General features: G+C 70.1%; 11 protein-coding genes and 1 pseudogene. 8 read left to right on the forward strand and 4 right to left on the reverse strand.

Annotated features, from left to right (window positions below; all coding sequences use genetic code 11):
- Window positions 1-14 precede the first annotated feature (14 nt).
- Window positions 15-962, reverse strand: coding sequence for a DUF1444 domain-containing protein (locus ACZ4S3_RS01005; protein WP_467925183.1), 948 nt, complete (start codon window positions 960-962; stop codon window positions 15-17).
- A gap of 233 nt (window positions 963-1,195) precedes the next feature.
- On the reverse strand, window positions 1,196-1,714 hold the full coding sequence (locus ACZ4S3_RS01010) for a lytic polysaccharide monooxygenase auxiliary activity family 9 protein (protein WP_467924234.1): 519 nt from the start codon (window positions 1,712-1,714) through the stop codon (window positions 1,196-1,198).
- A gap of 451 nt (window positions 1,715-2,165) precedes the next feature.
- Between ACZ4S3_RS01010 and ACZ4S3_RS01015 the strand changes: the two genes are divergently transcribed.
- Together ACZ4S3_RS01015 and ACZ4S3_RS01020 are read left to right on the forward strand one after the other, a co-directional pair.
- Window positions 2,166-3,746, forward strand: coding sequence for an APC family permease (locus tag ACZ4S3_RS01015; RefSeq protein ID WP_467924236.1), 1,581 nt, complete (start codon window positions 2,166-2,168; stop codon window positions 3,744-3,746).
- 181 nt (window positions 3,747-3,927) lie between these two features.
- Complete coding sequence (locus ACZ4S3_RS01020) at window positions 3,928-4,362, forward strand: DUF7144 family membrane protein (RefSeq protein WP_467924238.1); 435 nt, start codon at window positions 3,928-3,930, stop codon at window positions 4,360-4,362.
- Between the two features lie 42 nt (window positions 4,363-4,404).
- Here ACZ4S3_RS01020 and ACZ4S3_RS01025 read toward each other — a convergent pair whose 3' ends face one another.
- Window positions 4,405-5,595: a PucR family transcriptional regulator gene (locus tag ACZ4S3_RS01025; RefSeq protein WP_467924240.1), complete on the reverse strand. Its 1,191-nt coding sequence runs from the start codon at window positions 5,593-5,595 to the stop codon at window positions 4,405-4,407.
- 180 nt (window positions 5,596-5,775) lie between these two features.
- On the opposite strand from ACZ4S3_RS01025, the gene ACZ4S3_RS01030 reads away from it, so the two are divergent.
- On the forward strand, window positions 5,776-6,729 hold the full coding sequence (locus ACZ4S3_RS01030) for an SGNH/GDSL hydrolase family protein (RefSeq protein WP_467924242.1): 954 nt from the start codon (window positions 5,776-5,778) through the stop codon (window positions 6,727-6,729).
- Window positions 6,730-6,766: 37 nt separating this feature from the next.
- On the opposite strand, the pseudogene ACZ4S3_RS01035 reads toward ACZ4S3_RS01030, so the two are convergent.
- Window positions 6,767-6,865, reverse strand: a pseudogene (locus ACZ4S3_RS01035) (MaoC family dehydratase); the annotation flags it as partial.
- On the opposite strand from ACZ4S3_RS01035, the gene ACZ4S3_RS01040 reads away from it, so the two are divergent.
- The 5 genes from ACZ4S3_RS01040 (at window position 6,831) to ACZ4S3_RS01060 (ending at window position 12,155) form a co-directional block, all read left to right on the forward strand.
- A complete protein-coding gene (locus ACZ4S3_RS01040) occupies window positions 6,831-6,956 on the forward strand; it encodes a hypothetical protein (protein ID WP_467925245.1) in 126 nt (41 codons plus the stop codon). The pseudogene ACZ4S3_RS01035 and the gene ACZ4S3_RS01040 overlap by 35 nt on opposite strands.
- A 146-nt stretch (window positions 6,957-7,102) precedes the next feature.
- Complete coding sequence (locus ACZ4S3_RS01045; RefSeq protein ID WP_467925185.1) at window positions 7,103-7,531, forward strand: helix-turn-helix transcriptional regulator; 429 nt, start codon at window positions 7,103-7,105, stop codon at window positions 7,529-7,531.
- Window positions 7,532-7,541: 10 nt separating this feature from the next.
- Window positions 7,542-7,955 carry a VOC family protein gene (locus ACZ4S3_RS01050; RefSeq protein WP_467924244.1) on the forward strand — a complete coding sequence of 138 codons (414 nt, stop codon included), beginning with the start codon at window positions 7,542-7,544 and terminating at the stop codon, window positions 7,953-7,955.
- A gap of 229 nt (window positions 7,956-8,184) precedes the next feature.
- Window positions 8,185-10,578, forward strand: coding sequence for an ATP-binding cassette domain-containing protein (locus tag ACZ4S3_RS01055; RefSeq protein WP_467924246.1), 2,394 nt, complete (start codon window positions 8,185-8,187; stop codon window positions 10,576-10,578).
- Between the two features lie 911 nt (window positions 10,579-11,489).
- On the forward strand, window positions 11,490-12,155 hold the full coding sequence (locus ACZ4S3_RS01060; RefSeq protein ID WP_467924248.1) for a TetR/AcrR family transcriptional regulator: 666 nt from the start codon (window positions 11,490-11,492) through the stop codon (window positions 12,153-12,155).

Genomic DNA, 12,155 nt, shown 5'->3' on the forward strand with positions numbered 1-12,155 from the left:
GGCCGCGCAGCCGCTCAGGCCTCGTCCTGCACCAGCCGCTCCAGCATGTCCTGGAAGTCCACGTCCACGACCACCCGCAGCCCGTCGCCGTGCGGCTCGCTCAGCGGGGTCATCACGCCGCGTCGCCACCAGAACACCTTGGGGCTGATCGCGCCCGCCGCGTCCTCGTGCCCGGCCGCCGCGAACTGCGCCATGGCCTGGAGCGCCGGAATGACCTGGGCGTCCTGGATGCGGTGGAACGCCAGCTGATGGCGGAAGGGCAAGGCGACCAGCGCCCCGTCCGGGGTGAGCTCGGCACCCATGATCCGCTGGACCAGTTCGTCCAGGACCAGTACCCGGCTCGCGGTGAAGAAGGAGTCGCCGAGCAGCACCTCGAACGCGGAACCGTCGCCGCGGCGCACCGTCTCATGCCCCTCGACCGGCAGCGCACGCAGATTGTTCATCGCCCGGATCCGCAGCTCGGCCACATCCCCGATATCGCAGAGCGAGTCCTCGCTCAGCGTCTGTACCGCCTCGGGCAGATCGAGGGCGAGCACCTCGCGCAGCCCCGGCGCGTGCTCGCGGCCGTAGCGGAACGCGTCCGAGGCGGGCAGCGTCTCCTGGGCCACGATGCGGGGGTAGAGGCAGGCCCGGATCTCGTCCTCGGAGAGGATGTCCAGCGGCTGCGGGCCGTCCATGGTGCGCAGGACCTTGCCGACGTGGTCCCGGATCAGCGCGGGCCAGCTGCGCTCGCCCCGCCGGTCGCGGTGGCAGACTGCGGCGAGGTTCCCGAGGCCGAACTGGCGGCCCGCGGAATCGGTGACCACCCCTGCGTAGGCGGTGACTTCCAGGCCCTGTTCGGCGAACGCCTGCCGTACCTGCGACCTGAAGAAACCGCCCTCTCGCTCGGAGAAGAAGGTGAACTCGGCATCGCGTGCGAGGTCGCGGGAATCCCGCTTCGGTCCTCGGCGGAACAGTCCCATCGCTTCCTCCCGGCAACGGCCACGAACGACGGCCATGATGGGGCCGATCGTAACGGGTGCGTCTGCCGCACCGGACATGCTCCTCCTGCCCGGCGGCGGTACGGAAGGAGGCACGCGCCCGCGCACGCCCGCGGGAGAGTCGGGTCCGGGCCCCGCCGCCCCGGTGCCGTACGCGGGCCGGGACGGCGGGACTTCGGATCGGGGCGTCCAGGACCTGATCCGAACGACAGGCCCTAGCCGCCGATGGTGACGTCGATGCAGGCGTAGAAGGCGTTCGCGGTATCGGCGATGTTCCAGACCGCGAGGATCTTCTGTTTGCCGGTGATGCCGCCGAAGTTGACCGTGTGCGAGACGGTCTCCGGCGGCTGGGCGCCACCGTCGTTGAATTCGGCGACCTTCTTGCCGCCGACGAAGTACTGCCAGGTGCTGGTGGAATGACGTGCCGTCAGTTTCCAGTTGAAGGTCTGGGTGCTGCCGACGGGGGTGACCTGCCATCCCTTGGAGTCGTCGTCGAGATCGGCGAACTGACTGTTGCCGCCGCTGCAACTGGTCAGCCCCTTGGGCCCCTCGACGCTCTGCGGCTCCCATTTGATCGGGCCGCATTCGACGGTGCCGGCGGCGCACTGCGCCTGCCGGCTGGGCGGCGAGGACACATACCCGTGCGCGGCGGCCGGACTGGCCGGCATGGTGACGACGAGGAGCGGAGCGATTCCGGTGCCGATGGCGAGGGCCAGCCTTCTCTTTCTGTTCATGTCAACTGTCAACCCTTTCGCGCTCGTTGAATGGGGGGTGGATGACGCGAGGGTGTTCTCTTGGCCGACGATGGACCGATGCCAATTGGTCTAGACTTTACCTGTTGGCGGTGCGCGGTCAAGAGGTGCTGCACCCCCGGGTCCCGGGCCCGCACCACGATGCCCTCCCTCCCGAACTTCCGTGTGATGTACGGCAATTGACCCCAGCCAGGCAGCGCCCGACGCCGGGCCGCCGTACGCCCCTCTCCCGGCCTGGCCACCGCACTCGCGCGACTCCCGTCCGAGGGGACCTTCAGAGCCGGATCGCGGGCCACTGTGGGGGCGGCCGCTCATGTTGAAAGCCGATTTGGAAGGGAGGAGAATTCTGGCCGGATGTGCCTCTTGTTTCACGCGCCGCGTGTTGCGACGTAGCTCTTGCTGTGACGCCGCTTGCCAGCGAGCGGAGGAGACCATGACGTCGTCTGCTACCCCGCCGCCTTCGGGCCCCTCCGGCCCCCCTGGCAGCCCGGCCTCGGCCACCACGGACAAGGGCCTCAAGGGCGGCGCCCTGGGGCTGTTCGCCAGCACCGTGATCGGTCTGGCGTCCACCGCGCCCGCCTACAGCCTGGCCGCCACCCTCGGCGTCATCGTCGCCGTCGTCGGCATCCAGTCCCCGATCATCATCATCCTCGCGTTCGTCCCCATGTTCTTGATCGCCTACGGCTACAAGGAGCTCAACCAGGTCGACCCGGACTGCGGCACCACCTTCACCTGGGCCTCGCGGGCGTTCGGGCCGCACACCGGCTGGCTGGGCGGCTGGGGCATCATCGCCGCGGACATCATCGTCATGGCGAATCTGGCGCAGATCGCCGGCCAGTACGGGTTCGAGCTCGTCGGCGCTCAGGGGCTGGCACACAACGTCCTGTGGACCACGGTGGCAGGGGTGGTGTGGATCGCCCTGATGACCTGGATCTGCTACATCGGCATCGAGGTCTCGGCGAACCTGCAGAAGGTCCTGCTGACCATCGAGGTGGTGATGCTGCTGGTGCTCGCCGTCACCGCACTGGTGAAGGTCTACTCGGGCACGGCGCCCGGCTCATCCCTGCACCTCTCCTGGTCGTGGTTCGACCCCACCCGGATCGGCTCCCTCGACGCCTTCGCCACGGGCATCCTGACCACCGTGTTCATCTACTGGGGCTGGGACACCTGCGTATCGGTCAACGAGGAGACCGCGGACCGCAACCGGACACCGGGCCGCGCCGCGGTCACCGCCACCGTCGTGCTGCTCCTCGTCTATCTCCTGGTCACCACTGCCGCGCAGAGCTTCGCCGGCGTGGGCAGGACCGGCACCGGGCTGGCCAATCCGGAGAATTCCTCCGACGTGCTGTCCCACCTCGGCAACGAGGTCTTCGGCAGCGGTCCGGGCGGCCAGGCACTGACCAAGCTGCTGATCCTCATGGTGCTGACCTCCGCGGCGGCGTCCACCCAGACCACCATCCTGCCCACGGCCCGCACCACGCTCTCGATGGCCACGTTCAAGGCCCTGCCGACGAAGTTCGCCCGCATCCATCCCCGCTTCCTGACCCCGACGTGGTCCACCGTCGGCATGGGCCTGGCGTCCATCGTCTTCTACGTGCTGCTGTCCCGGGTGAGCGAGAACCTGCTGGCCGACTCCATCGGATCGGTCGGCCTGATGATTGCCTTCTACTACGGGCTCACCGGCTTCGCCTGCGTCTGGTACTTCCGCAAGGTGCTCCTGCTCAGCCCCCGTGCCCTGTGGACCAAGGGCATCATGCCTGGTGTGGGCGGCGTCATGCTGCTCTACTTCTTCGTCGATGCCTGCATCGTGTACGCCGCCCCCGACTACGGCAGCACCTCCTGGACCCTGCCCTTCCCGCCGCACTGGCACCTGGGCGGCGTCTTCGTCACCGGCCTCGGCTCGCTGATCCTGGGCGCCGTGCTGATGCTGGTGTACCGGGTGATCAGCCCCGCGTTCTTCCGTAAGGAGACCATCGCGGTCTCGGCCCACGAGAAGGATGCGGAACAGACCTGAATTCCCGCCAACTCGGCATCGGCCCCGGCACTTTCACCATGGCCGGATCTCGCCCCGCCTGCCTCCTGACCTTGGGCAATGCCCTCTCGGATGCTGACCCGTACACGACGTGTCAGTCTGGTGAGGAGGCCGCGTACCGGCTGGGCCGGGATCGCGGCGTCTCTCGCGAAAGGGGCCCGACATGGCCACTCAGCCCGGCGAAGCCCGCACGGGTAACACCCCCCGCACCAGCGAAGGCACCGCCACATCGGGGTGGACCGTCTTCGCGGCGGTCCTGATGATTTTCGGCGGAATCATGGCGATCTTCGAGGGCATCTCGGCCATCGCCGCGGACCACGTCTTCGTCACCACCCCGCACTACGTCTTCCAGTTCAGCCTCACCAGCTGGGGCTGGATCCACCTCATCTTCGGCATCGTCATCGCCCTCGCCGGCGCCGCGCTGTTCACCGGGGCCGTATGGGCCCGTATCGTCGGCGTCGTCGTGGCGGGCCTGAGCATGATCTTCAACTTCATGTGGCTGCCCTACTTCCCGCTGTGGGCCCTCGTCGTGATCGCGCTCGACGCCATCGTGATCTGGGCGCTGTGCACCTCGTCGGGGAGAGCCGTCGAAGAGTGAGGACACCCTGCCGCGACCGTGTACGGGTCGGGCTCTGACCCCCTACTCGCCAGGGGCCAGCCGCAGCGCATGCAACGCCACAGCGAGATCGGCAACCGCGCGGGGATCGCGCAGCGAGCGCCCGGTCAGGTCCTCCAGCCTGTTGAGCCGGTAACGGACGGTGTTGCGGTGGCAATACAGGAGCCGCGCCGCGTCGGCCGCCGAGCCGGCCGCCGCGAACCAGCACTCCAGCGTCTCCACCAGGCGGTCCCGTTCGCCGGCCGGCAGCCGCAGTACCCCTTCGAAGACCGTCCGGGCGATCCGCTCGGCCTCGTCCGGGGCCGCCGCCACCAGCAGGGCTGCCGGGCTGTCGTCGAAGCGTGCGATGCCCGTCGACCGGCCGCGTACCCCGGTGAGCGCCAGGCGGGCGAGCCGCAGGGCCCTGGGGGTCTCCCGTAGGGCTCGGTACGACGGGCTGAGGCCCACCCGGGCGGCGAGCGCGCGCTTCAGGACGCGCACCACCGCCTCCTCGGCCCCCGGACGCCGGACGGCGACCACGCCCACGTGCAGATCCGGCAACAGCCGCCAGGCCGAGCGCAGTTGCTCGGCCAACAGGCGCGCCTCGATGCCGGGCAGCGCCTCCCGGCCGGGGGCGGGCACCTCGGCGGCGACCACAACGTACGGTCCGCCGGTCGGCAGGCCGAGCACATCGGCGGCCTCCCACAGGGTCGTACGGTCGACGAGCAGGCCGGTGAACAGGGCCTCGACCATGGCCGACCGTTCCCGCTCACGCTGCAGCACCAGCTCGGAGGCCTCCTCGCGGTACGCGTCGCTGGCCGACGCCGCGAGACCTCCGTTCACCCACCACGCGGCGAGCGCCATGACCGTGTCGGCGGTGAGACCCTGCGCGGTACGGGCCTCGGCGGCGATTGCGGACCACAGGACCTCGGACCCCACGCGGTAGGCGTGCAGCAGCTCGGCCAGCGGGGCTCCCTGACGGGCCCGATCGCGGCCGGTCTCCTGCGCCGGTGCCATATCGCCGCTGTGTCCGCCGACGAGCTGCCGGAGCACCAGCTCACAGTTGCGTTGACACGAGGCGGCCAACTCCCCGAAGGACACAGGCTCTTCGTCTCGGTAGTACGTCACCTCGGCGCGTATACGGCGGGCCACCCGCGCGCCCAGCTCCTCGGCGCGGGTGAGCAACAAGGCCGCTATGGGGGCGATTTCGGCGGGGGCAACGGGCGTGCGGCTCATGAACCGCAGGTTACAAAGGGCCGCGTGCGGGAGGGGGTGGGTTGTGCCGTGGGACAACAGTGGCGGTGGTGGGCTGTGCGTCGGCACATGGCTCGTGCGACGTGCGGCCGCCACGATACGAGGACGTTACCGGCCGGTATCGAACCCCATTTCCGTCGTGCTGCCTCTTCAGGGGGAACCGTGCCCAGAGCCGCAACAACGCGCACCACAACCACCGCTCGCGCCACCGGCGCAGTGCGCGCCCCATGCGTCAGGAAGTCCGCGTCCGTACTGACCGGTGCGGCGCTCGTCGCCTCCGCCCTCGCCCTTGCCACCTCCCCCGCCTCGGCCCATACCCCGTCCCGGGCCACGGCCGGGACGGGAAAGTACGTGGCCCTCGGGGATTCCTATGCCGCCGGGGCAGGGGTCCCCGCGCAATCCGCGGGCCTGTGTCTGCGCTCCGACCACAACTACGGCCACGTCGTCGCCGCGGCCCTCGCCCCGTCGTCGTACGCGGACAAGACCTGCGCCGGCGCCAAGGTGAGCGCGCTCACCACGTCCCAGACCGACGCCGGGATCGTCGTCAACGGCCCTCAACTGGACGCCGTCACGCCCGACACCTCCCTGATCACCCTCACTCTCGGCGGCAACAACCTCGGCACGTCCGATGTCGGTTTCGTGGATGTCGTGGTCACCTGCTCCGCCCTGGCCGTGACCAGCCCCTTCGGGGCTCCCTGCCGGGACTTCTACGGCGACACGCTCAGCAGGCGGCTCGACTCGGCGGCCGCACAGCTGACCGACGGCCTCCGGAAGCTGTCCGCCAAGGCTCCCGGGGCCAAGGTGGTGGTCGTCGGATATCCCTCGGTGCTGCCCGGCGACCCGAAGAAGTGCCTCGGCAAGATGCCCGCCACGACCGGCGATCTCGATTTCCTGCACTCCGTCCTCGGCGAGCTCAACACGAAGGCGGCCAAGGCCGCCGGCGCGGTGGGCGCCACCTACGTCGACACCCTGGGTCCGACCAAGGGCCACGACAGCTGCTCTTCGTCCCCCTGGATCGAGGGCCTCCTCCCGGCCTCGCCGGCCGTGCCGCTGCACCCCAACGCCACCGGTGAACGCGTCATGGCCGAGGCGGTGTTGAGGGCGCTGGGCCGCTGAACCGTCCGGCGAGGTTGATGGCGGCACGCACCAGCTCTTGGGCGTCCAGGAGCTCCGTGATCAGGGGGATGAAGAGGGAGAGGGTGAGGTAGCCGTGCGCGATGGGGGCGCGGAACGGGCCCTGCTCGGCGCGCTCGGCGAACGAACTGCTGGACCCGCTCGAGCCGGCCGAGCGGGAGACCCTGCACGCGCTGCTGCTGCGGATCGCGGAGGCGGGGCTCACCTGACGGCCTGGACGCGGGCCCGGGAGCATCGCCCGGCGGAGGGTGGCCCTCGTACGTGGCGTAACCCGTGCCGCACCGCATGGCGGCCGTGCGATGCTGGTCCGGTGACGCTATCGGACCTGGTTCGGCTCCGCCGGGCCCGCGACCTGATGGACCGCGACTACGCGGAGCCGCTCGACGTCCCCGCGCTGGCACGCGCGGCCCACATGTCGCCCGGCCACTTCTCCCGCAGCTTCCGCGCCGCCTTCGGGGAGACGCCGTACAGCTACCTGATGACGCGCAGGATCGAGCGGGCCAAGGCCCTGCTGCGGCGCGGCGACCTGTCGGTGACGGAGGTCTGCTTCGCCGTCGGGAGCACGTCGCTGGGGTCGTTCAGCTCGCGGTTCACCGAGCTGGTGGGCGAGAGCCCGAGCGCGTACCGGGCACGCCGGCACGATCAGGGCGCGGCCATCCCGGCCTGCGTCGCCAAGATCTTCACGCGACCGGTCAGGAACGCGGACCCGGCCAGGAACCCAGAAGCGGTCAGGAACGCCGAACCGGTCAGGAATGGAGAAGCCAAGCACGCGCCTCACCCGTAGCGTGAGCCGCATGGACATCAAACTTTCGACATGCTTCATCGCCGTCGACGACCACGACAAGGCGCTCGCCTTCTACCGGGACGTGCTCGGACTCGAGGTGCGCAACGACGTCGCGTTCGAGGGGATGCGCTGGGTGACGGTCGGCTCGCCGTCGCAGCCCGACGTGGAGATCGTGCTGGAACCGCCCCTCGCGGACCCGAATGCCTCGCCGGCCGACAGGCAGGCCATGGCGGAGCTGCTGGCCAAGGGCCTGCTGCGCGCCGTGATCTTCTCGACCGACGACGTCGACGCCACATTCGAGCGCATCCAGGCCTCGGGCGCCGACGTGTTGCAGGAACCGGTCGACCAGCCGTACGGGGTCCGCGACTGCGCCTTCCGCGATCCCGCGGGCAACATGCTGCGCTTCAACCAGCCTCGCAAGTAGTAAGCCCGACGCCGACCGGTCACCGCACCAGGTGGGCGACCGCCTGCCGATCCGCGCTTGATCCGCCCGTTGCGGTGATCGGTTTTCTCCGGGGGCGGCGGTGGAGCCGGCGAAGGAGAACCAGACGTACTGCTCAAATCGACGCTGGTTGGATCGAGCCCGGCGACGCCGAAGGACCCCGCGAAGGCGGCCCGGCGTGGAAGACCCAGAAGATGGAGAAACGATGAGCATGGCCAGGAGGACGGGCACGCAGTCGCCTGCGCCGCACGTTGCCGACAGCCACGATGTGATCCGCGTGCACGGCGCGCGCGTGAACAACCTCAAGGACGTCAGCATCGAGATCCCGAAGCGCCGCCTGACGGTGTTCACCGGCGTCTCCGGCTCGGGCAAGAGCTCGCTGGTGTTCGACACGATCGCCGCGGAGTCGCAGCGGCTGATCAACGAGACCTACAGCGCCTTCGTGCAGGGCTTCATGCCGACGCTGGCGCGGCCCGAGGTCGACGTACTCGAAGGGCTGACGACCGCGATCATCGTCGACCAGCAGCGGATGGGCGGCGACGCCCGCTCCACGGTCGGCACCGCCACCGACGCCAACGCGATGCTGCGCATCCTCTTCAGCCGGCTCGGGAAGCCGCACATCGGCCCGCCCGGCGCGTACGCCTTCAATGTCCCCTCGGTCCGGGCGAGCGGCGCGATCACCGTCGAGCGCGGGGCCAAGAAGGCGGTGAAGGCGACCTTCTCCCGCACCGGCGGCATGTGTCCGCGCTGCGAAGGCCGAGGCACCGTCTCCGACATCGACCTCACCCAGCTCTACGACGACAGCAAGTCGCTCAACGAGGGCGCGCTCACGATCCCCGGCTACAGCATGGACGGCTGGTACGGCCGTATCTTCGGCGGCTGCGGCTTCTTCGACCCGGACAAGCCGATCCGCAAGTTCACCAAGAAGGAACTGCACGACCTCCTCCACAAGGAGCCGACCAAGATCAAGGTCGACGGCGTCAACCTGACGTACGAGGGTCTGATCCCGAAGATCCAGAAGTCGTTCCTGTCCAAGGACATCGACGCGCTGCAGCCACACATCCGCGCGTTCGTGGAACGGGCGATGACGTTCACCACCTGCCCCGAGTGCGACGGCACCCGGCTCAGCGAAGCTGCCCGGTCGTCGAAGATCAAGAAGATCAGCATCGCCGACGCCTGCGCGATGCAGATCAGCGACCTGGCCGAATGGGTCCGCGGCCTCGACGAGCCGTCGGTGGCACCGCTGCTCGCGGCGCTGCACCACACCCTCGACTCGTTCGTGGAGATCGGCCTCGGCTACCTCGCGCTCGACCGGCCGTCGGGCACGCTGTCGGGCGGCGAGGCGCAGCGCGTCAAGATGATCCGCCACCTCGGCTCCTCGCTCACCGACACCACCTACGTCTTCGACGAGCCCACCACGGGCCTGCACCCCCATGACATCCAGCGGATGAACGGCCTGCTGCTGCGGCTGCGGGACAAGGGCAACACGGTGCTCGTCGTGGAGCACAAGCCGGAGGTGATCGCGATCGCCGACCATGTCGTCGACCTCGGCCCCGGCGCGGGTACGGCGGGCGGCACCGTCTGCTTCGAGGGCACCGTCGAGCGGCTGCGGGCCGGCGGCACCATCACCGGCCGCCATTTCGACGACCGGGCCGCCGTCAAGGAGACCGTGCGGACGCCCACCGGCACGCTGGAGGTCCGTGGCGCCACCTCCCACAATCTCCAGGATGTCGACGTCGACATCCCGCTCGGAGTGCTCTGCGTCGTCACCGGCGTGGCGGGCTCCGGCAAGAGTTCCCTCGTCCACGGCTCACTGCCGCGACAGTCGGGGGCGGCCGGCGCGGGCGTGGTGTCGGTCGGCCAGGGAGCCATCAAGGGCTCCCGGCGCAGCAACCCGGCAACGTACACCGGACTGCTCGACCCGATCCGCAAGGCGTTCGCGAAGGCCAACGGCGTGAAGCCGGCGCTGTTCAGCGCCAACTCCGAGGGCGCCTGCCCCAACTGCAAGGGCGCCGGCGTCATCTACACCGACCTGGCGATGATGGCGGGCGTCGCCACCACCTGCGAGGAGTGCGAGGGGAAGCGGTTCGAGGCATCGGTGCTCGACCATCACCTCGGCGGCCGCGACATCAGCGAGGTGCTCGCGATGTCGGTGGCCGAGGCCGAGGAGTTCTTCGGCGTCGGCGAGGCGCGCACGCCGGCCGCACACAAGATCCTCGACCGGCTCGCCGACGTCGGGCTCGGCTACCTCACCCTCGGCCAGCCGCTCACCACGCTGTCCGGCGGCGAGCGGCAGCGGCTGAAGCTGGCCACCCACATGGCCGAGAAGGGCGGCGTCTACGTCCTCGATGAGCCGACCGCCGGCCTGCACCTCGCCGACGTCGAGCAGCTGCTCGGTCTGCTCGACCGGCTCGTCGACTCCGGCAAGTCGGTCATCGTCGTCGAGCACCACCAGGCGGTCATGGCGCACGCCGACTGGATCATCGACCTCGGCCCCGGAGCCGGCCACGACGGCGGCCGGATCGTCTTCGAGGGCACACCCACCGACCTCGTCGCCACCCGCTCCACCCTCACCGGCGAGCACCTCGCGGCCTATCTGGGGTGATCCTTCAGGCCTTCGTCAGCGTCCGAACACCCCCCGGCACAGCTGCAGCACATCCGAGCGGATCTTTCCTGATGCCATCCGGCACATGAATCGGGGATCCACTGTCGCCCGCGAGTGATGGACCGTCGGGCGATGAACCGTCGGGCGATTCCGGGGAGCGGCGGCCGCGTGATGCCGGGGCCGGACCTTCCGCTCGGCTGTCGAAGCCCGCAGCGGACGCGGCGGGGCCGGTGGCGGCATCGCGGCGCCACGGCCACTGGCGTGCGCCGGGTGCCGGCGGGGGGCCGACGGGTCCTCCTGGCGAGGTGCGTGCTTGCGCGCGTCGGTCGGCCGCCGGTGCTTCTTGGGAGTGGTGCGGGCCGGTACGGTCACCAGCTGTTCGCGGGGTTGTCGGTGGACCGGTGTCCCCGGGGGCAGGGAGCGCTCCGGCCGGGCGGTCTGTCCGGCGGACGGGAGGGCCGGGGCCGTCAGGGGCGGGCCGGCGGCAGGGACGGAGATGCATCCTGTGGTGGCCAGGAGCAGGATCGCCGCTGCGGTGAGCAGGTGTGGGAGGCGCACGCCGTAACCGTGCCGAATGACCGAAGACCGTACAACCGGCGCGCCGGACCGCCACGCGGACGAGGTATGCGCGCGTCACCTGACAAGCCGTCAGGAAGCTGGCGAAGAGTCGGCGGGAGTGCGATCAGAGACGGCCGCAGATGGTCGAACCTGCACCTTGGCGTGAGTCAGGGCCAGCCGCGTGACCTGGTACGACGCAGGTCACAAGACCAGCCCTGGACTCGCCCACGCCCGATTCGGGCGATCCCCCGCGTCGCCCGAATCAGGCAGCTTGACCGGATCTCCGCTCGGACCGGCGGATAACCGTCCCCCCGAGTATACTGGCTCTGAGCCAGTCAACGCAGGAGTACAGCATGTCCCCCCGGAGCGCATCGGTCAATGAAGCGTTGCGGCGGCGCTCCCGGGAGCGGCTGCTCCAAGCGACCGTCGAGCTGGTCGGCGAGCGCGGCTTCGAGGCGACGACGCTCGGCGACATCGCGCAGCGTGCGGGGGCGGCCCGCGGTCTGATCTCGTACTACTTCCCCGGCAAGCGCCAGCTGCTGCAGTCGGCCGTGCACCGGCTGATGCATCTGACGCTGCAGGCGACGCTGGAGCGGGAGCCCCGGCCGAGCGGGCCGGACGCGGGGCACGAGCTGATGGCGCGCGCCATCGACGCGATCCTGGGCCTGGCGCACGACCACCCGCTGCTGATGCGGACCCATATGGCCGGAATTCTGACGGCCGAGGGATTCATCCAGTGCCCGGAACAGCAGCGGCTGGCCCAGTTGCTGCGCGGGGTGGTCGTCGCGTACGGGTCTCCGGATCCCGACGCCGACTATCGGCTGCTGCGGGCGCAATTGATGGGTTCGGTGGTGCCGATGCTGCTGCCGGGGGCACCGGTCTCGCTGGCCCTGATGCGCGCCGAGCTGTTCCAGCGGTACGGGTTGCCATGGGAGCTGGGGGCGCCGCCGCAGGAGCGGCCGCCGGGCGAGGCGCGGGCCGGAGCGCCGCAGCCCCGAGTGGGCGGCGGCGTGACCTGA

This window comes from Streptomyces sp. NPDC028368, from assembly GCF_055565615.1.